Source organism: Collinsella bouchesdurhonensis, assembly GCF_900155365.1.
Classification (GTDB): Bacteria; Actinomycetota; Coriobacteriia; order Coriobacteriales; family Coriobacteriaceae; genus Collinsella; species Collinsella bouchesdurhonensis.
On sequence record NZ_LT699739.1, the window covers coordinates 535,079 to 555,883 of the forward strand.

13 protein-coding genes are annotated in these 20,805 nt (G+C 59.8%); 6 read left to right on the plus strand and 7 right to left on the minus strand.

Annotated features, from left to right (window positions below; translation table 11 throughout):
- The first annotated feature begins 77 nt into the window (after positions 1 to 77).
- Complete coding sequence (locus BQ9843_RS04400) at positions 78 to 1,799, plus strand: coiled-coil domain-containing protein (protein WP_075844025.1); 1,722 nt, start codon at positions 78 to 80, stop codon at positions 1,797 to 1,799.
- A gap of 541 nt (positions 1,800 to 2,340) precedes the next feature.
- On the opposite strand, the gene BQ9843_RS04405 is transcribed toward BQ9843_RS04400, so the two are convergent.
- Positions 2,341 to 3,291 carry a DMT family transporter gene (locus BQ9843_RS04405; protein ID WP_075844026.1) on the minus strand — a complete coding sequence of 317 codons (951 nt, stop codon included), beginning with the start codon at positions 3,289 to 3,291 and terminating at the stop codon, positions 2,341 to 2,343.
- Between the two features lie 169 nt (positions 3,292 to 3,460).
- Here BQ9843_RS04405 and BQ9843_RS04410 point away from each other — a divergent pair, with 169 nt between their 5' ends.
- On the plus strand, positions 3,461 to 4,333 hold the full coding sequence (locus BQ9843_RS04410; protein WP_075844027.1) for a LysR family transcriptional regulator: 873 nt from the start codon (positions 3,461 to 3,463) through the stop codon (positions 4,331 to 4,333).
- Positions 4,334 to 4,416: 83 nt separating this feature from the next.
- On the opposite strand, the gene BQ9843_RS04415 is transcribed toward BQ9843_RS04410, so the two are convergent.
- Positions 4,417 to 5,622 (minus strand): aldo/keto reductase, encoded by a 1,206-nt coding sequence (locus tag BQ9843_RS04415; RefSeq protein WP_075844028.1) that lies wholly within the window; start codon positions 5,620 to 5,622, stop codon positions 4,417 to 4,419.
- A gap of 142 nt (positions 5,623 to 5,764) precedes the next feature.
- Here BQ9843_RS04415 and BQ9843_RS04420 point away from each other — a divergent pair, with 142 nt between their 5' ends.
- A complete protein-coding gene (locus BQ9843_RS04420; protein WP_075844029.1) occupies positions 5,765 to 6,676 on the plus strand; it encodes a ketopantoate reductase family protein in 912 nt (303 codons plus the stop codon).
- A 137-nt stretch (positions 6,677 to 6,813) separates the two neighbouring features.
- On the opposite strand, the gene BQ9843_RS04425 is transcribed toward BQ9843_RS04420, so the two are convergent.
- Complete coding sequence (locus tag BQ9843_RS04425; RefSeq protein ID WP_075844030.1) at positions 6,814 to 8,121, minus strand: O-acetylhomoserine aminocarboxypropyltransferase/cysteine synthase family protein; 1,308 nt, start codon at positions 8,119 to 8,121, stop codon at positions 6,814 to 6,816.
- A gap of 311 nt (positions 8,122 to 8,432) precedes the next feature.
- On the opposite strand from BQ9843_RS04425, the gene BQ9843_RS04430 reads away from it, so the two are divergent.
- On the plus strand, positions 8,433 to 9,380 hold the full coding sequence (locus tag BQ9843_RS04430) for a LysR family transcriptional regulator (RefSeq protein WP_075844031.1): 948 nt from the start codon (positions 8,433 to 8,435) through the stop codon (positions 9,378 to 9,380).
- Here the strand turns inward: BQ9843_RS04430 and BQ9843_RS04435 are convergent.
- The 4 genes from BQ9843_RS04435 to BQ9843_RS04450 all read right to left on the minus strand — a co-directional run bounded on the left by BQ9843_RS04435 (position 9,377) and on the right by BQ9843_RS04450 (position 18,020).
- A complete protein-coding gene (locus BQ9843_RS04435; RefSeq protein ID WP_075844129.1) occupies positions 9,377 to 13,012 on the minus strand; it encodes a UvrD-helicase domain-containing protein in 3,636 nt (1,211 codons plus the stop codon). The genes BQ9843_RS04430 and BQ9843_RS04435 overlap by 4 nt on opposite strands.
- A 5-nt stretch (positions 13,013 to 13,017) precedes the next feature.
- The gene (locus BQ9843_RS04440) at positions 13,018 to 16,050 is read right to left on the minus strand and encodes a PD-(D/E)XK nuclease family protein (protein ID WP_075844032.1); all 3,033 of its coding nucleotides are present in this window, start codon (positions 16,048 to 16,050) and stop codon (positions 13,018 to 13,020) included.
- A gap of 144 nt (positions 16,051 to 16,194) precedes the next feature.
- Entirely contained in the window at positions 16,195 to 16,494 is a 300-nt protein-coding gene (locus BQ9843_RS04445; RefSeq protein ID WP_022387688.1) for a YerC/YecD family TrpR-related protein, read from the minus strand.
- 242 nt (positions 16,495 to 16,736) lie between these two features.
- Complete coding sequence (locus BQ9843_RS04450; protein WP_075844033.1) at positions 16,737 to 18,020, minus strand: glutamate-5-semialdehyde dehydrogenase; 1,284 nt, start codon at positions 18,018 to 18,020, stop codon at positions 16,737 to 16,739.
- A gap of 168 nt (positions 18,021 to 18,188) precedes the next feature.
- Here BQ9843_RS04450 and BQ9843_RS04455 point away from each other — a divergent pair, with 168 nt between their 5' ends.
- Together BQ9843_RS04455 and BQ9843_RS04460 are read left to right on the plus strand one after the other, a co-directional pair.
- Positions 18,189 to 19,610 carry an alpha/beta fold hydrolase gene (locus BQ9843_RS04455; protein ID WP_075844034.1) on the plus strand — a complete coding sequence of 474 codons (1,422 nt, stop codon included), beginning with the start codon at positions 18,189 to 18,191 and terminating at the stop codon, positions 19,608 to 19,610.
- 38 nt (positions 19,611 to 19,648) lie between these two features.
- Positions 19,649 to 20,788 (plus strand): DUF389 domain-containing protein, encoded by a 1,140-nt coding sequence (locus BQ9843_RS04460; protein WP_075844035.1) that lies wholly within the window; start codon positions 19,649 to 19,651, stop codon positions 20,786 to 20,788.
- Positions 20,789 to 20,805: the final 17 nt, after the last annotated feature.

Consider the following 20,805-nt stretch of genomic DNA (forward strand, 5'->3'; position numbering starts at 1 on the left):
CCGGTGTTCTCACGCGGGTATAAGATTGAACAAAACGATTGTAAGGTGCGCATCGGGCGCACACAGATAGGAGCGCCATGAGCGAAGACATCAAGACGCCAGATTCCCAGGTAGATGTAGACGAAATGAAAAAGGCGGATGCCGAGCAGGACAACCTGGACCAGGTCGAGGTCATCGAGGTCACGGCAGGCGATGCAGCGCGCCCGGAGGGTACCGTACTCGAGGACGACCTCGCGGAGGCCAACGACAACCACGACGACGATGAGCGCACCGACGATGCAAGCGAGCCGGCGGGCGAAGAGGCCGACACCGACGAGCAGATTGCGCCCGGCAAAGAAGACGGCCAGCAAGACAGCACTCCCCTCGCCCTCGACGGAGTGCCTGTACTCGATGATGTCTCGACCACCGCTTCCGACACCGAAAACATCCCACGCTTCCTCACGCGCGACCAGTATGAGCAAGTGGGAGACGATCCCGATCCTTTGCCCTCGGGCTTTGAAGTCATCGACGGAGGAATCTCGGCGACAGGCGGGGCTCAAACTCCCACTGCCCCCGACGAGGAAAGTGCCCCTAAGGAAGCGCTGCCAGCAAAACCAGAGGATGGCGCCGCACAAGCCGTCGCCAAGGCCGGAGCCGCAATCGCCGACGCCGCCGCAAGCGTGGGCTCCATGCTCTCCCAGGGCATGGACGCCGTACGCGAGGTGAGTGCTGCCCGACGCGCGCCCAGCGAGGCGCGCGGTCACCTGGACGAGCTCTCGCAAGTCATCGAGGAAAACGAGGACGAGCTTACGCATCGCCGCGATGTGGAGGCGAACTACGCTCAAATCGTTGCCGAACAGACCGCTCGCCAAACTAGCTGCCTGGAGTCCGTACGCGCCGCCGTCGTCGCCCAGCAAGCGATCGCCAAGACAATCGACGACCTCAAACAGAGTCTCTCAGCCATGAAGGACGCAGACAAGGCAACCGAAAAGCGCCTTAAGTCGGCGCTTGACGCCGCCGAGTCCCAGGAAGCATCCGCACGAGAAGGGGCAAATCGCCTGGTAAGACGTGTAACCGACGCCCAGCGCGGACTTGAATCGGCAAAAGCCGATCGCGAAACCAACCTTGCCGCCGCACGGAAGGCCGTGGAGAGTGCACAGGCACGCCTCAACGCCCTACGCGAGGAATTCGCCGAAATCCAGCGCAATCCGTCTGCGAACTCTGCCGCATACAGCGTACGTGGCACCGAACTCGAAAACGATATCTCCGACGCCGCCGAGCAGCTCCGCATCGCACAAGAGCAGTTGCCGCGCCTTACCGCCGAGCTCGACCAATCCATTGCCGACGCCGAAGCAGTCGTGGCCGAAGCCAACAAACCTATCGAAGAAGCCCGCTCTTCGTTCCGCGATGTCTCAAATGCCACCGCCGAAGCTCGCGACGCTTTAGACGCCGCTCGCAAAGACGCCGAAACCCGTCAAAAGGAACTTCGTTCCCAGATCAACGAACAGGAAAAGGCTCTCAAAAACCAACAGAAAGCCCAGCAAGAAGCCCAAGACGACGCCGACAACGCGGCAGAGATCCTCGCCGACGCAAACGATATCCACGCTCACCCGGAAATCACTCAGCAGCTCGCCGCCCGTATCGACTCGGATAAGCAGTACCAGGCCCAGCAGATGCAGCAAGTCGAATCGCTTGCCGCAACCGAGAAGAATGTTCGCGAGCAAACGCGCACGTCGCGCCTTAAGTTCGTGGGCATTGTGGCAGCGATCGTCGTGGCGGTCGCGCTTCTCATCTTTTGCTGGACCACGTTTATGAAGTAGCGAAAGGCTTCGACCTCACGCGGCATTTAAGCTGTCATGGTAATGAAGGGGGTGCATCGGCTGATGCGCCCCCTTTTTTGCGCAGGTGATGCACAAGGCATCGCTCGAAGATGGCAACATGCCATGAATGCCCCGCAATCATGCGTTCACCGCCTGCTTACAGAGGGTAGATAGGGGGTTGCTTTTCAAAACTCTTCGAAATGTGTACCCTAAATCGATTTCTTCGAGTAGACAGCCGTTTGAATCAGCAAAACCCCAGGATTTCGAAGCTCAAACAGCCGCTCTACTCAGCATTTTGATTTTAGGGTACACATTTCGAATTGTTTTGTTCAGATAGCATTTCTTAAGACGCGAACGGGGTAAAGAAAAGCGTCATCAGCACCCTTATGCACATTGACGCGCAGCGCCTTCTCCAAGCATGAGCACAGCAAAGAAGGGCATGAGGCGCAGTGCGCTGCTCGCTGGAAGAATCAGGGCGCAAGATGCCCGTCGCTCACGCCCGGCACCGGACTACCGTCAGGTCAACGTCCTAAGCCATGCATCACATTACCGGCACAGAGCCATCCGGCATCGATTCGACGGGCTCATCCAAGCCCGGGGCAGCCTGATCGCCTTCACGGCCAGGCAGCGACGCCACCACAACGCCCGTCACCACGAGCACAGCACCAAGGTAGCCTTGCGCGGGAAGCGTCTCGCCCAGCACGAAAAAGGCCAGCACGGCAGAAGCGACCGGTTCGATTGAGAACAGCAAAGCAGTGTGCTCGGGCGTGGTATGCGGCTGCGCAACAGGCTGCAGCACAAATCCAAATGCGCTGCACACAATGGCGAGCCCCAAAATGGCACCCCACTGCGCTGGCGTCTGCGGCAACGTTGGGACCTCGCAAACAAGGGAAAACACCAAGCCATATAGGCCGGCAAATCCAAGCTGCCACGTTCCAAGCAGCATGCCGTCGATACCCGGAGCCAGCCTATCGGTAGCAACAATGAACACGGCATAAAGAAGGGCGCCCGCCAGACAAAGAGCGTCTCCCGGATGCAACTCAAGCCCGCCGCGCAGCGAAAGCAAAGCGATGCCCGCAAGCGTCACCAAAGTTCCCGCAATGATAGGGCGAGGCGGCATGCGACGTTGAAGTGCCGCATTGATAATAGGAACGAACACGACTGCCATCGCGGTCAAAAAGCCGCCGTTTGACGCCGATGTCGTCTCGAGTCCATGGGTAAGAAACGCAAAAAGGCCGAACAGAAGCAGACCGAGCACGGATGCATATTTAAGAACAACGCGATTGGTATGGGCAATCTTGCGGAACGACACGGCTCCCACCACAGCAAACGCGATAAGAAAACGCATCGCGATTACCATGAACGGACCCATACCGCCCAAGCCGATCTTCATAAGGAGGTAGGAGCTCCCCCACGCCACGGCGACCAGGCCCAGGGCAATATCAGCCTTACCTTGAGTCCATGCAAATGAATGCGCAGTCTTCGTGTTCATCGAGTAGCCCCCTTCCGTACTCCGTCCGCTTCATTCGACGGGACTGTTATAACCCCCTGATTTTCATTTGAGAAGCGAATGATTATTATTGAAGCCATTACAAGTTGTTATGGCAAAAATGTGCCGAATACAAGACTGCCGCAACGCCTCGCCAACGTAAGGACCGCACGTGAACCGCTATGAAATCTTCTTGAAGGTCGCCGAGTGCGGCAATATCACAAAATGCGCGCAGTCTGTGCACTACACGCAAGCCGGTATAAGCCACGCCATCGCTGCACTGGAAAAAGAGACCGGCCTCACACTCTTTGCGCGTACGGCGCGCGGCGTCACGCTGACCGAAAACGGGCGCCGCCTGTTGCCCTCGATTCAAGCGCTCGTGAACGACCAACACGCCCTCACGCAAGCGATCAATCAAATTGGCGGCGTGGTAGCGGGAACACTGCGCGTGGGGACCTTCACCAGCGTCTCGATGCAGTGGCTGCCGCGACTAATTCAAAACTTCACCGCGCGCCATCCCGGCGTCGAGTTCGACCTGCAGGCAGGAGACTACGACCAAATCACCGAAATGCTCGTGGCGGGCAAGGTCGACTGTGGCTTTTTGGCGGCACCCGCGCATGAAGGACTCGAATTCTTCCCGCTCTACCGCGACCCCATGCTGGCGTTTTTGCCCAAGGGACACCCCCTTGCCCGCAAGCGCTCACTCACGCTCGACGATCTGCTGGATGAGGAACTGATCATTCCCGCACAAGGCTCGGACAACGATATCAACGCAGTTCTCAAGGAGACCGAGAAGCCCGCGAACATCCGCTACGTCCTCAACGACGACTTCTCGGTGCTTTCTATGGTCGAGGGCGGACTCGGCGTGGCAATCATGCCCGAGCTAATCCTCAAGAGCTGCAAGTCGTATCCCGTAGCAAGGCCTCTATCTCCAAAGCGCTACCGAACCATCGGCATCGCATCGCTGCCCAAAGGCGGCATCTCGATGCTCGCGCAGACCTTTATCGATTTCCTTGTTGAAGACGCACCGATGCATCGCATCTAATCGCCGCGACAAGAAGCAATGGCAGCACAGCGGCTTGGACGCAAAGCCCCTAAGTGCAACATCCGTATCGCTGCACCCTGCAATCACTCTGCAGCGCCATCGCGCCGAAACCGTGCGAGGACGCGGAGCGCCGCATCGACCGGCCCCGGTTGCAAGCGATGTCGCACATCCTCCAGGCGCGCGGGAATATCGATCTGCTGCGAGCAATGCCGAGCGCACTTGCCGCAATGGATGCAATTACTTACCAGCTTGGGAGAAGCGGTTCGCACGGCGCTCGCGGTGAAATACTGAGACAGCCCCGTCCAGCGACCGTAAGCAAAACTGGCATTATAGGCGGCAAAACATCCGGGGATATTGATCCCCTGCGGGCAGGGCATACAGTAGTTGCAACCCGTACAGGGCACGCGGTTAAAGCGCTCGAAGACTTCGACCACGCGCGCGATGGTCTCGAGCTGAGAGGGCGTCATGGCTTTGGGTAGAGCTGCATCGGCGATTGAGGCGTTTTGGTCGACCTGCTCGATCGAAGCCATGCCCGAGAGCAGCATGGTGACCTGCGGATGATTCCACACCCAGCTCAAGCCCCAATCCGCAGGAGTCTGAAGATGCCCAGCTCGCGCCTTTTTCAAGATTTCCTGAGCTGCATGCGGAAGCTTATCGACCAAACGCCCGCCCAGGAGCGGTTCCATCACGAACACGGCAAGGCCGCGATCATGGGCCTCCATCACGCCGGCAGTCCCCGCCTGGTAGCGTTCGTTTGCATAGTTATATTGCACCTGAACAAAATCCCAGTCATATGCGTCGAGCATGCGCGGAAAATCATCGGCAGAACCATGATAGGAAAAACCGATCTGCCGAATACTCCCCTCGCGTTTCTGCCGCGCAATCCAATCCTTGATGCCCAATGCCGCCACGCGCTCCCATTGTGCGGGACTTGTGATGTTGTGCATGAGATAGTAGTCGATATGGTCGGTACGCAGCCGCTTGAGCTGCTCGTTAAAGAACCGATCAAAATCCTCGGTGCGCCTACACGAGGCATGGGGAAGCTTGGTTGCGATAAAGACCTTGTCGCGCAAGCCAAGCTTTTCGAGCGCCATTCCCACGCAAGCCTCGTTGCCTGGATAGAGATAGGCTGTATCCAAGTAGTTAATGCCCCGCTCAACGGCACGGGAGATAATATCTTGCGCCGCCTTTGCGTCGGGCCGGCCCAGTTGATAACCCGGGAAGCGCATGCAGCCCAAGCCCAAAGCAGAAAGCCTGTTGCCACTTGCAGGATCCGTTCTGTACTGCATGCACGTCCTTTCCTCAGCATACTCGAGCATCATCATACCGCGCCCAAGCAAACTGTTAACCTGCGCGCAACATCGCAGTATCCCGTCGTAATGGCGCTATCATAAGCAAACGCGTATCACACCCCAACCGAGAGGAACGCGCATGCCCATCGAGACCGTTGCCATCATCGGAAAGGGAGCCGTGGGCTTGCTCCACGGCAGCAAAATCGCAAAAGCCGTTGGGTCCAAGCATCTTGAGTATGTAATGGACGACGAGCGTTACCTGCGGCATCGCACAGATAGAATCGTCATCAACGATGAGATTCAAACCTTCACTACCATCCCCGCCAGCCAAGCAAAACCCGTCGACCTGGTTATCCTTGCCGTCAAGGCAACCGGACTCGACCAGGCAATCAATAGTATGGAAGGCCTGGTGGGACCCGAAACACGCATCATCTCGCTTCTCAACGGAGTGACAAGCGAGGAGGCGATCGCCGCGCGCTATGGCTGGAAGCATCTGGTCCTTGCCATCACACAGGGCATGGACGCCGTTTTTATCGACAATGCTCTCACGTTCACCCACCCGGGCGAGATTCGCCTAGGCGCGGCGCCGCACACCGAGGCGGGCGTTGTTGAAGACATCGCCGGCCTGCTTGAGCGCGCCGGCATCTCACATGTGGTTGAGAAGGATATTCGCCGACGTATGTGGACAAAGCTGATGATGAACGTTGGCATCAACCAAACGTGCATGGTATATGGCGGTACCTACGGAACCGTGCTTTCGGATGGCGAGCAAAACCGCTGCCTCATCGCCGCCATGCGCGAGGCGAAGGCCGTCGCCAACGCAGAGGGGATCGCCCTTACAGAAGATGATCTTAACGAGATGATCTCTATCATCGCCAACCTCGACCCCAACGGCATACCCTCGATGGCTCAAGACCGCATCAATCGCAAACGTACAGAGGTGGCGCTTTTTGCCGGCACCATCATCGAGCGCGCTGAGCATCACGGGTTGTTGGTGCCTCAAAACCGCTGGCTGCTCAAGCGCGTCCGCGAAATCGAATCCTCCTGGTAGCACGCCAAACCCACGGCCAATCTGCCGCCCGCGCAAAAGCCGGGTGCCCCGCACGTACGGGGGCACCCGGCTTTACGCATAAAATGTGATGGAAATGTGAAAATGTGACAAAATAAACCTGTCGACTTTTTGTCACATTAGTCGAGCTTGGCGAAGGCCTGGCTCAGATCCCAGATGATATCCTCGACGTTCTCGGTGCCGATGGAGAGGCGAATCGTCGAGGGGGTGATGCCCTGATCGGCGAGCTCGGCCTCGGTGAGCTGGGAGTGCGTGGTGGTCGCCGGGTGAATCGCCAGGCTCTTCACGTCGGCAACATTGGCGAGCAGCGAGAAAATCTGCAGGTTGTCGATGAACTTCCAAGCCGCCTCCTGGCCGCCCTTGATCTCGAAGGTGAAGATCGAGGCGCCGCCGTTGGGGAAATAGCGCTGATAAAGCTCGTGATCGGGATGATCGGGCAGGCTCGGATGGTTGACGGAGGCAACATGCGGGTCCTGGCTCAGGAACTCAACGACCTTCTTGGTGTTCTCCACATGGCGGTCGACGCGCAAAGAAAGCGTCTCGGTACCCTGGAGCAGCAGGAATGCGTTGAACGGAGAAATGCAGGCGCCCTCGTCGCGCAGAAGAATAGCGCGGATATAGGTTACAAACGCAGCGGCACCCACGGCATCGACAAAAGAGATGCCATGGTAGGAGGGGTTGGGATCGGCGAGCTGCGGATACTTGCCGGAAGCCTTCCAGTCAAAGTTACCGCCGTCGACGATCACGCCACCGAGCGAAGTGCCGTGACCACCGATGAACTTTGTCGCGGAGTGAACGACGACGTTTGCACCGTGCTCCAGCGGACGGAACAGGTACGGGGTACCAAAGGTGTTATCCACGACGACCGGTAGGCCGTGCTTGTGGGCAATCTCGGAGATTGCGTCGATATTGGGGATATCGGAGTTGGGGTTGCCCAGGGTCTCCAGATAGACAACGGTGGTGTTGTCCTGAATTGCGCCCTCGACCTCCTCGAGATTATGAGCATCGACAAAGGTAGTCTCGATACCAAACTGAGAAAGCGTATGCTCAAGCAGATTGTAAGAGCCACCGTAGATGGTCTTCTGAGCAACTACATGGTCACCGGACTGCGCAAGCGCCTGGATGGCATAGGTAATGGCAGCAGCACCCGACGCGACGGCAAGGCCCGCCACGCCGCCCTCGAGCGCGGCGATACGATCCTCAAAGACGCTCTGAGTCGAATTGGTCAAGCGCCCGTAAATGTTGCCGGCATCGGCCAGGCCAAAGCGATCGGCAGCATGCTGGGAGTTGCGGAAGACATAGCTCGTAGTCTGATAAATGGGCACAGCGCGAGCATCGGATGCGGGATCGGCGCTCTCCTGGCCAACATGCAGCTGAAGGGTATCGAAGCCAAAGGTATGCTCGGGGTTGTTAACAAACTGGGACATGATGTTCTCCTTAAACAAGGTAGGCGCAAAAGCGCGGGAAAAAGCAGGCGTTAAAGCTCCCGGTCGCACGGTGCTATCGGGACATTCGCGAATCGCGGATTGTCCCCAGCATGCGCGGCAACCGAGAGCTATGCATTCGTTCCGTCTGACACATCCGTGGGTCCTCCCCTCTGATTCGTTCTCCGCAGGGATAATTCCCTATCGGCTTGGTATGTTTAGCATAGTAAAATCGCCGCTACTCTACGTCAATCATTAAAATATGGTAGCTAGCTATCGTTAAAATAGATAACAACTCAGGCGAAAGGACATTCATGACTCTGCAGCAACTGCGCTTCCTCATTGCGGTGGCCGAGAACGGCTCCATCAACGCCGCAGCTCAAAACCTCTATACCGCCCAATCAAACATATCGAGCGCCATCAAATCGCTTGAGGGAGAGCTGGGGATATCGATCTTCACGCGCAGCAGCCGCGGCGTCATGCTCACCTCGGACGGCACCGAGCTGCTGGGCTACGCTCGCCAGGTAGTCGAGCAAGCAAACATGCTCGAAGCCCGCTACGAGCACAACGAGGCACCACAGGAGCGCCTCGCCGTCTCGGCTCAACACTACGCCTTCTCGGTGCAGGCGTTTATCAACGTGGTCGAGGCGTGCGACGCCCAAAAGTTCGAGTTCACCATGCGCGAGACCACAACCGCACAAATCATCGACGACGTACGCGCGTTTCGCAGCGAAGTAGGAATCCTCTACCTTGACGATTTCAATCGACGCGTACTGGAAAAGGCCTTTGCCGACGCACGCGTGAGCTTTCATCCGCTCTTCAACGCGCGCGTCCACGTGTTTGTAAGCGAGAGTCATCCCCTCGCGAGGAAGCCTTCCATTTGCCTTGAAGACCTCGTGCCCTATACGCGCTACAGCTTTGAACAGGGAACGTCCAACTCGTTCTATTTTTCGGAGGAGCCTTTCTCGCACATCCCCTGCGCGCGCAATATACGCGTATCGGACCGTGGAACCCTCACCAACCTGCTTACCACATCAAACGGATACGCACTGTCCACCGGCGTGCTTTCGAGTGAAATGCAGTCGGGCATGGCGAGCATCCCGCTCAAAGAAGATGCGCACATGCTTGTTGGCTACATCGTGCACGACGAGCGAAGGCCCGCACCGATCCTCACGCAATACCTCTTCGAGCTGCGACGCATCATCGCCGATGCCGACCGCAACGGAGCCGTCTTGATCGCGGAGGACGGCACGAGCGTCTAGGCCAGCAAGCGATAGGTTATAACCTGCGGCTGCCCCGGCCTTTGAGGGTCTTCGACCTCAACGCGCACGAACTTAAGGGTTACCTCCGCAAAGCCGGCACGATGCAAAATATCGGCGTAGATGCGCGCTTGTAGAGCATGCTTTTCCTGCAGATCCTCGAGTGTCTCGTCGGAAGAGCCGCCCGTTTTATAGTCGATGACCAGCGCACGCGATGGATCGGCGGGGTCGTAGGCCAAAGCATCGATTGCGCCTTCTGCAAAGCTGCCAAAGCGCTGGCGGATCTCATCGTCATCCAGACCCAACGAGAAGAACGGGACCTCGGCCAAGACGCGTGGCCAGCCAAGAAGCTCTGCGCGCACATCCGAGTCAGACCAAAGTCCCAGCGCCTCATCAAAGCGAGCGCGCTGCGAGGCAGACACCTTCCAGTACGAGCACAACGCCTTCGCGCGCGCGGGCGGCAGCGACGCAGAACCCGTCTCGATGAGCCATTGCGCCGCGGCATGAAATGCCGATCCGAGCGCACAGGGGTCGCCCTCATGCAGAAGGGTGCGCGATGAGGGCACATCGGACGAAGCCAGCGTCTCTTCGAGCGCGTCGCCCATCAGGTTGTCAAGCGCATCGGCCCGAGGGATAAACACAAGATTCGACCCCTGTGAAGGCAGACGATCCTCCCCCTCCTCGTCAAGCGTTGCGGCCATCGAGGAATAGCTATAGGAATCACGCTCTGCACGTGAAACGACCGTAGAGCGAAGACGGTGGTGCTCCGGGTAAGCCAAGGTAAAGGTATCGAGCGGCCCACCGTCGTTGGGAAGAACGTCCGCATCGGTGCCAGGCGCGCTCTGCGCGGCAGCAAACGCATCGGTCATATCGACATAACGAGATTCACCATAGGAAAAATCCCCCAACGGAATGAAGGCGTAATCACCGCTTTCAGAACCCTCGAACACCAGACGATCCTGAGCAAGGTCCGCTATACCTTTGGGCAAAATGCGATCGAGCACGGCAGCGGTAAGGTCGCGATCCTCGTTGAACTTGAGCTCTGCAACCTTCCCTGCCTTGCGTGCTGTCCCCGTACCCGCATCGAGCGCCAAGATGAGCACTTCGCGGGCGCGCGTCATGGCAACGTAGAGCAGACGTGCGCGCTCCTCGAGCGATGCCGCCTCGTCTTCTTCTCGCATGGCGACAAACTCGCCCGCAGCAGAATCCGTGGCGCACACATCATCCATAAGCTCAGGGTCAAGCCATGCAGGCGAAGACGTGCTACCGCGGAAATACTTATTGAAGGCCTTCTCCACATCGGCGCTTGCGACAAACGTCCCGTCCGCAGCGCGACCCCCCGCAAAACGGGCGGGCAGCAGCGAAACGTTGGCATGGTCTGCGGCGCGGCGCATCTGCATGCGAGAAGAATTAGCGTGGATGCTATAGCAATCCGCCACCGCGACAACCGGGAACTCCAAGCCCTTCGAGGCATGTACCGTCATGATGCGAACTGCCGAGGCGTCGCCCTCATTTAGGGCACCGGGGGCCTCCTTGCCCGCCAAAAATGCATCGAACGCACCCGCGATCTGTCGCGGCGCATTGCCAAGGGCGTCTTCCGCATCCTGCAGGGCGTCGAGAGCCTTGAGCACGTTGGCGGCGATGGCACGCCCTTCAGGGCCGCGCTTCGCCAGGCGGACAAACCATCCCGAGGCGTTGATCGCATCGCGCGCGATACGGGCAAAAGAATCGCGACCCACACGTGCGAAGGCATAGCGAAGCACCTGTCGCGCGCGATGAAGCAGGCGGAGATTCTCAAAACCGGGTGCATCGTCATCCGAAGCAATGCCTGCATCCAGGTTACGGCGCCGCGTCTCGCCTGTTTCGGGGTCGTACGTGGTAGCGAGAGCCAAGAACTCCTCGACGCCGAGCGCGAACATCGGAGAAGCAAGCAACGGCATGAGTCCTTGGGCAGTGTCTGCAGGATTCGCAAGCGCACAGACGAGAGCGCGCACGGCGGACACCTCGGGCGCGCTTGAGAACACCGAGCCACCGGAGATGACACAGTCGAGTCCCCGCGCGCGAAATGCAGCGGCATAGCGGTCGGCAAAGGTCATGCCGCCCAAAAGCAATACCATGCCGCCCACGGGCTGGCCCTTATCGGCAAGCTCTTTAAAGCGAGTTGCAATCGTTGCCGCCTTGACGTCAATGCGCTCCTCTGCACTGCCGCCCGCAACAAAAATCGCCTGACGACGTGAGACGTCCGCGGCGACCAGCGCATCGCGTCTGCCCTCGTGCGCTTCCAGATCCAGGAAATCGCGCATCAAGCCGCCTTGTTCGCCGTCAAAGACACGCGCCACATATTCCAAAATCTGAGCGTGACTGCGGAAGTTGCGCACGAGCTTGACGATGCGCCCCCGAGAGGACGAATCCTCGTTGCTGGCCGCCTGGGCAATCGAGCGCTCCTGACGACGAAACACTTCGACATCTGCGCCGCGAAAACGATAGATCGACTGCTGGGCATCGCCAACGGTGCATAGCGCACGACCGTCCTCACCCGTGAGATACGAGATGAGGTCAACCTGTTGTTGGTCGGTATCTTGAAATTCGTCGATCATCACGAGCTTGAAACGGTTCTCATAAGCAGAGCGTACCGAGGGATAATCGCGCAAAGCCTCATGGGTCATGCGCAGAAGATCGTTGTTGTCCAAGCCGCCCGCGGCGCGCTTGAGCTCACGGTACTCGGCCTCGACGCGGCGAGCAAGCTCAAAGAGCTGCTCTGTCGCGGCAGAGCCCACAGCTACCATCGCATTGATAAAGCTGTCTGCCGCCTCGGCCTTAAGGAGCAAAACCTGGTCTTTGGGAAACGCCTTGCTCGCGCGCGGAGCAGAGCAGGCCAGCATGCAGGCGCCAAGATCTGCCATGGTCTTTTCGCTCGCCTCGAAGGCGTCGATAGCGGCAAGCGCCGTGCGGGCACATTCGGCGGCACCAGGGCTCGCCTCCAAGCAAGGGCGATATGCATCGGCCAGACTGCTTAAATCTGCCTGCGCCCCCACAACGTGAATGTCATCCATACCATGCGGAAGCGCACAGGACACCTCAAGCAGACGACGCACCAGGGAGCGCGCCGAAGTGCCCATTTCGCTACCGGAAGGACCGATCTCTCCGTAGAGCGGATACCAGGTTTTGAGTTCGGCAAAAGGATCGGCGTCATCGCCGCGCTCATCGCGGGCTGCAGAAAGCACATGCTCCACCGCACGGTCCATAAGGACCGCGGCCGACCCCTCCTCAAGCACCTGGAAAGCGGGATCGATGCCCAGCTCAAGAGCATGGGTGCGAAGGATACGAGAGCACATGCCATGAATGGTCGAGATCCAAGAATCGTCGACCGTCAGGGCCTCTTCTGCCATGCCGGCTTCAATAAGGGCGGCGCGCACGCGCTCGCGAATCTCCGCCGCGGCGTCTTTGGTAAATGTGATAGCGAGCACCTGGTCCAGATGCTCGGCAAAAGGACCGGACTCCGGGGAGAGTGCCCACAGGATACGGCGCGTAAGGGTGAAGGTCTTGCCCGAGCCGGCGCCCGCCGACACAAACAGAGGACGATCGAGCGTTGTCACGATCTCGCGCTGTTGAGGCATCAATGTTGAGAGATCCATGGTACTCACGCTCCCCTCCTCTCAAATCCAGACGGATGGTTAAACGAACAACGGCCGGCGGGATCTTCGGATGCACACACGACACCATGGGCCATCTCATCCAGGCGCTGTGCGATAGCATCTTCGACACGGTCAAGCAGCTGCTCAAACGTCATGGTTCCGCCATGTTCCGTCGCAGGGAAACCATCGCGCAGCCCGGGAATCATGCTCTCCTCGGCCTTGTCGCCCACAAGCGCCGCCGCGGCAGCACCGCGCATAGCGGGTGCGCGCCCCTTCGTGGAGAAGTAAAGCGCGGCGGCCGGCTCAAGGCCCAGGGCACGGCGCATCGCCTGAGCATAGATGAGCGATTGCGTGTGCTCGGGGAGCCAGCGCTCGTTCTCGGCCGGGATCGTGCCGTCCTTGAGCGGCGTAGTGGGATCTTTGAGCTTGAAGGGATTGACGTCCCCGCGATGCTTGTAATCGATAATGGCCGCGCGGCCCTCGGCATCCACATCCACACGGTCGATGCGCCCGCCCAGGGGCCACCCGGCATAGGTGACGCCCAGGCCATTGAAGGAGTACTCAAGATATGCAGGCTTGAACGGCATGAGGGCGCCTGCCTCATAGCGCACCACGCGCTCGAGCTGAGGCAAGATCTCGTCAATCTGTGCGCGCTCGCCTGCGTCGAGGGGCACAAGCGCGCCGGAGCTTGTCGTCTTGCCACGCGCGTGCTCCGCGCGAACCTCGTCAAATGCCTCGTGCAAGACAGAAAGAGCCGCCGGCACGTTCTCGGAGCGCACGCGGTCCACGCCTGCTTCGAGCAGCTCGCTATGGAAGCGGAACATGACATCGTGGACGAAGTTGCCCTTTTCGATATTGCCAAAGCCGGCGTCAATCGAAGAAGGGCGTACACGCGAGGAAATAAACCAGCACAGGGGGCAGGAGCTGTAGCTTTCGATCTGCGAAGCGGATAGCTGCCGCGCAACCAGCTCACCGTTCTCGCTGCGTTGGCGAAGGACCACATAAGGCGTAGCCTCGTCGCTCAACTGCTGAGGGGGAAGGCACTGGACCTGGCATGCATCGAGGCCAACGGCACCCGAGGGATCAAGATCGAGGACGATATCGCCCTCGTCGGTCTGTTCCACATTCGCAGCGGCGCCCGCGCGCGTGCGAAGTTCGGTCCAGATGGCAGCGGGATAGACATCCTTGGCCTGCCGGTCGTGCGTCACGCGTGCAAGAATCGCCGCGCCGCTTGAAGCGCGAACGGCACGGTCGAAGAGCACGCGCTGGTACGACGCGGGATCGATTGTCACCGGAGCCGCTGTCAGGCGCTCGCCCAGCAAGGTGGAAGCGTCCTCTTTGACCGCAAGGGAATAGGTTTCGGCGTCGACATCCAAAAAGACCATCGCATCGAAGGCGCCCGGGCGAGCCGCGGCGGCCGCGGCGAGCGTCAGGAACTGCGCTGCAGGAAGCGATCCCAAAGCATCGGCGGGCTCGGAAGCATCGGCGTCGGGCCTAAGCTCATCCGTCTTTGCAGATATGCCAACCTTGAGACCGGAGAGCACGCCCGTAGCCACACTTTGAGGGACGTCGACGGCACGCGTCTCATCCATAAGCATAGCAATCGCCATTTTGAGCATGGACGCCTCGCGCTCACGCGCCACCGCTCCATCCGTATTGCCAAAAGCATACGCGGGCAGCGCCTCCACAACCAAAAGCATCGATTTAAATGCCGAGACGGGGCGCTCCTGCATCAGGTACTGCACTACATCGGCACACACCGCGGGAACCTGCGCCCAGGGATTGCCGGAATCGAGCTTTTTGCGCTGGGCGGTCACGCGCGTCTGGATACTCTGCAGTTCACTCAGCACGGCATCGACGCCCATGGCGCGCTTGCCACGGATCTTCTTATCAAAAACGCGCGCAGACCAGGCATCGCAGCCCGAAAGCGGACAGGCGAGCCAGTCGGAGAGCTCGGGGGCAGGCCACCACTCGGAATCGGGAATCTCTCCCGCCGCCGCAGCTCTCATGCGCGTTACAAGGTTGGCCAAAGCGTTGAATTGAGCACCCGTACGCGTCTCATCGAACCTGGCATCGGCAGGAACAATCGCCTGCACGCCACAGGCGGCAAGACGCTCGGCAAGCTGGCAGGCCGCCTTCGCCGGACGGCGCGCCACGACCGCGACAACAGCCTGTGGACTTGATGTGGCCGCGCACGCCTGCTCGGCGGCGCGGGAAATAAGCTGAGCGTAGGCGCGGTTGCGCGCATGCGGTCCCGCCACCTCAAAAAACAACGCGGGAAGCACTGGAAAGGCAGCGGCTTCGTCCGCAAGAGATTCCTCGACCGAAGCCTCAACACCACGGACACCAAATGCCTCTTCGATACACAAGGCGGCATCGCGTTGCTGCGGGGCGAGCAACACGGTGCATTCGCCCGCCGCCCCCACCGAAGCAAGCAAGTCCATAAGGTAGGCGGGAACCTTTTGCATGCCGCGCACGATTACGCAGGAGGCGCAGGCGGGAAGCTCGTCTGCAAATGAGCGAGCCAAATGGACCGCCGCCGTCGAGGGCTCCTCGAGGCCAAGCTTTGTAAGACGATCCGCGTAGCGCCTGAGCAGACGCACAACCAGGTCCTCGGCTTGCGAAGCGGGTGCCAGACGAGCCATGCGCGCCCCATCGAGTACATAGGGCAAAAAGTCGCGTGCCATGGAGGCGAGCAGGAAACGCGTGCCCGGAGTGTCACGCAGCGGCTCCAGATCGGAAGGGTCCCAGGATGCCAGAATGTCGGCGATAAGCAAGTTTCGCTGCAGAGTGCTCGTCAGATGGGTGCCCGTCCCCAGCAGCTCCCAAAGCGAAGCGACCCATCCGGTAGGCGTTGTCACCTCAACGCCAAGGCCACAGCCGGCCCGCGCCAACGCATGACGGCACGTCTCACGCTCCTCGAAAGAGGAGGTCAGCAGTTCAACGCGGCCGCGCGCGGTCACCGCACGACGTATGGTCAAAAATTCCGCGCCGACAGGCTCCGCAGCCGAATCGACAATACGAATGTGAACTGCCATGGTCCTCCCACGTTCTCTTTTTGCTACCAACCATGCTACATGCCCGTGCGGACAGACAACATCACGGCTGGTGCCTCGCGCAAACAAAACAGGCTCCGTCCCATAGGAGCGGAGCCCGGATGGCAATCGCTTTAAATCAAATGCCTATTTCGCGTCATCAAGCTCGATAAGCACGCGACGATAGCCGCCAGATTCGCCGTTCAGGGCCTTTGAGACGCGGCTCACCGTGGTCGACGAGGCACCGGTACGAGCCTGGACCTCGACATAGGGCTCACCGGCGTCGAGGAAACGCGCAACCGTCAGACGCTGAGCAAAATCACAAATCTCGCGTGGCGTGCACAGGTCTTTGAGGAATGCTCGGACATCATCCTCGTTCTTGAGCAAAAGCAGTGCCTTTACAAGTTGATCGACGTCTTCACGATCGAATAGAGCTTCAACATCCATGGGAACCTCACCGTCATATCGAAGAGTGCACTGATAACGATAACCAGCGCGCCTATTTTTCCATCGGCAAGTGTAACACGCCACCACGCTAAAGCATCCGCCCACTCCGCGGACGGTCCCCCTCTTCCTCAAAATAGGTCACGTTGTCGCCGGGTTTATTTCGGCATGTCTTCGCGAGTCCCATACGAATATGAACAAGATGTGAAAATGTGACAAAATAAACCTGTCGACTTTTTGTCACATTAGGGGCGGGTTTGGCCGCAGCCGCGGATTTCGTATTTGTAGGTGGTGAGTGCCTCGGCGGCAAAGGGGCCGCGGGCATGCAGTTTCTGGGTAGAGATACCAATCTCTGCGCCAAGCCCAAACTCGCCACCGTCGGTAAAGCGCGTGCTTGCATTCACGTAAACGGAGCTCGCGTCGACCTCACGCAAGAAACGCTCGCCCGCCTGAACATCCTCGGTCACGATAGCCTCGGAATGACCCGTGCCATAGCGGTTGATGTGCGAAATGGCCTCGTCCTCGTCTGCCACCACCTTGACGCTCATCTCGAGCGCCAAGTACTCGCGTCCCCAGTCCTGCTCGGTCGCCGGGACGTAATCGGCACCCTCGGCAAGGCCAGCAGCGGCGGCGGCAGCGCACGTCATCGCGTCACCGTGAATAAAGACGCCGTGCTCGTGCAAAGTCTTCACCACCTGAGGCAGCACCGCATCGGCAACCGCATCGTCCACCAGCAGGGACTCGGCAGCATTGCACACGCCCACGCGCTGCGTCTTGGCATTGACGATGATGGGCAGGGCCTTTTGCATATCAACGCCCTCATGCAGGTAGATATGGCAGTTTCCCGTTCCCGTCTCGATGACGGGAACAAGCGATTCCCTTACGCAGCGCTGGATAAGGCCGGCACCGCCGCGCGGGATGAGCACATCGACGATGCCGCGCAGACCCATGAGGGCCCCCGTGGCGGCACGGTCGGTGGTCTCGATAATACTCACGGCCTCACGCGAAAAGCCGCATGCCTCAACGGCATCGGCAAGCGCGTGCGCGATAGCGACGCAGGAGCGCCGTGCCATGGAGCCGCCGCGCAGGATGCAGGCGTTGCCGGTGCGGATGCAGATACCGGCGGCATCGGCCGTCACGTTGGGACGGGCCTCATAGACCATGGCGACAAGACCCAGCGGCACGCTTACCTTCTGCAGGTCAAGGCCGCAATCGATCGTGCGATGCTCAAGCACGCGCCCCACCGGATCGGGAAGCTCGGCAAGTTTCTCGAGGCCGGCTGCCATCCCCTCGATACGCTCGTGCGTAAGCTTGAGGCGATCGAGCAGGCCGGCGCTCGTGCCCGCCTTGGCAGCGGCGTCCATGTCGAGTCCGTTTTGCTCGAGAATCGTCGGCTCGGCATCGCGCAGGGCGGTCGCCATCGCGCGCACGGTAGCGACACGCTGCTCGTTGGAAGCAAAACCCAGGGGCCTCGACGCCGCCTTCGCCGCGGCCGCAAGCCCCTCCACATACGTTGCGATATCTTCCATGGTTACCTCCATCCGTCCGTTAATTGCACCCCATGGTAAACGAAACGGCCTCGTCTAGACATGGCGAGATGGACGGGTACCCCAATTAGAAACGGACGCGCACCGAGGCCTGTGCCCCGCGGTGCTTTGGCTATGATGAATATACCGAATGACCCCAAAGGAGCAACCATGACCAAACTCGCCAGCTATTACGTCCCCGGCCTCTATGTCGAGGACCATTCCATCGATGTCCCCCTCGACTGGCGCGGTCTCGAACCGGCACTGCTTGCCGTGGGCTCCACCATGCGCCGCGGCGCCATGCCCGCGCCGATCCCCGGCGCACCCGAGAGCATCAAGCTGTTCTACCGCGTCCTGTGCGCGCCGGGTCGCGAAAACGACGACCTTCCCTTGCTCGTCTTTTTCCAAGGCGGTCCTGGCGGCGAATGCCCTCGCCCCTGCTCGCCCACAAGCGATGGCTGGATCGCCGAGGCCATCAAGCACTTCCGCATCGTTTTGCCCGACCAGCGCGGATGCGGTCGCAGCGGTCGCGTGAGCGGCAAGGGGATTGAAGCCCTGGGCACCCGCGCGACCGCAGCAGGTGCCAACCCCGCCCGCGCGCAGGCGGATTTCCTCAAGCGCTACCTGGCAAGCTCGATCGTCCGCGATTTTGAGTACCTACGTCTCACGCAATTTGGCGGAAAGCGCTGGGTGTCGCTCGGTCAAAGCTATGGCGGCTTTTTGACTCTCACGTACCTTTCGCTCTTCCCCGCAGGCCTCGCCGCCTGCTTTACCTGCGGCGGCATCCCTCATGTTCCGGCCAGCGCCGCCGAGGTCTATGCGCACACCTTCCCGCGCATGGCGGCGAAGACCCAACAGTACTACAAGCGCTATCCGCAGGACGTCAAGCGCGTAGCCGCCCTTGCCGACGCGCTCAGCGCCACGCCCGTGACTTTGCCCGATGCGAGCCCCATGACAGTCGAGCGCCTGCAGCTCTTTGGCAGCGATTTTGGCATGAAGCCGAGTTTTGAGCGCATGCACTGGATCATGGACCATGCCTTTGAAGATGGCGACGGCACCCTGGGCAACGCCGACCCCACCATCTCCGACGGCTTTTTGATGAGCGCCCTCGCGCGTACCACGACCGCGACGAATCCGCTCTATTGGACGCTACAGGAATTTATCTACGCCGACGGGGACACCATGCCCATCGGCTGGGCAGCCGCCGCAGAAAAGGCAGGTCGCCCGGAGTTCGATCCAGCCGCCCGCCCGCTCATGCTCACCGGCGAGGCCGCCTTCCCCTGGATGTTTGAGGAGATGCCTGAGCTCAAGCCCTTTGCGTCGGCTATGGACCTCCTTATGGAGGACACCTCTTGGGACCATATCTATGACCCGCGGCGCCTCGCCGCAAACGAAGTGCCGCTGCAGGCAGCTGTTTACTTTGACGATATGTACGTCGACTCCACTTTGCAGCTGGACACCCTCAGCCATGTGGGCGCAACCCACGCCTGGGTCACCAACGAATTTGAGCATGACGGCCTGCATGGCGACACCGTGTTCAAGCATCTTTTTGACGAGGCCCTTATGCGTGGCGACCTTGCAGGGATTCTCTAGTCTTGCCAAGACGCACGGAAACGGACGCGAAAACGACCATGGAACTTGATCGCAAAGAGCTCAAGCGCCTGCGCGAGCGGCACCATCGACGTCACGGAATTCACCCTTGGCACAGCAAGGCCGGCATGCGCACGAGGCGCTTTCTCAAGCGTGCCTTTAACATCCGCCAAGGCAGGGCGCCCTATAACGCAATTCGCAAGCGCTTTATTAACGGCTCTCGCCTTGACGGGACGCACCTGTGCATCCTGATCGTTGCCATGCTCATCGCGAGCATCGGACTCGACATCAACTCCGACATCGCCATCATCGGAGCCATGCTCATATGCCCCCTGATGGGTTCGGTTTTGGCTATCGCTTACGGCATCGCGACCCTTGACCGCAACGTCACGCGCGACGCCCTAACGGGCCTTTTGCTGCAGATGGCATTTTGTCTTGCAACATCGACGCTCTACTTCAAGCTCTCGCCCATCTCTACCGTCACGCCCGCGCTGGTAGACAACTCATCGCCCAATATCTGGGACCTCGCTGTGGCGCTTGCAGGCGGCTTTGCAGGAGGCCTTGGCAACTCACGCGAGCAGGAGCCCTCGACGCTCATCGCGGGCGTAGCCGTCGCCACGGCCCTCATGCCTCCGCTGTGCGCCGCGGGCTACGGCATCGCAGCCTGGGACCTGTCGCTATTTCTCTCTGCGCTTTATGAGTTTGGCATCAACGTGGTATTCATCGCACTTGGCACCGAAGCAGTGCTGCTGATGCTGCGCATCCCCCTTAAGCGCGACCTCAACGATGACGGCATCGTCACCGACGAGGAAAGTGCGATTGCAGACAAGCTCTCGCGCATCGTCCGCCGGCGCATCATCATCGGCACGGCGATCTTTGCCATCCCTTGCCTCGTTTTGACGGCAAGCTCCATCGGCTCGGCCGAATCGGGCATCACAGACGCCTACGGTGTGGCAGAAACCACACGCGAGCTCGCCGCTGTGGTGCCGGGATTTGAAGATTACACCGTGGGTGTCGAGACCTCCCTTGCAAAGGGCTCCGCGCAGGAAAGCGCCAAGCGCGAGGTCGTCGCGCGCGTCACCACCAAGACAAAGCTCGACAGTCGCGACCGCGAGACGGCAAAGAGGCTCATCTCCCTCAACGTCCCCGAACTCGACCGTGTGGAATTCGCCACAGAATAACGTTGACGTGCGAGACA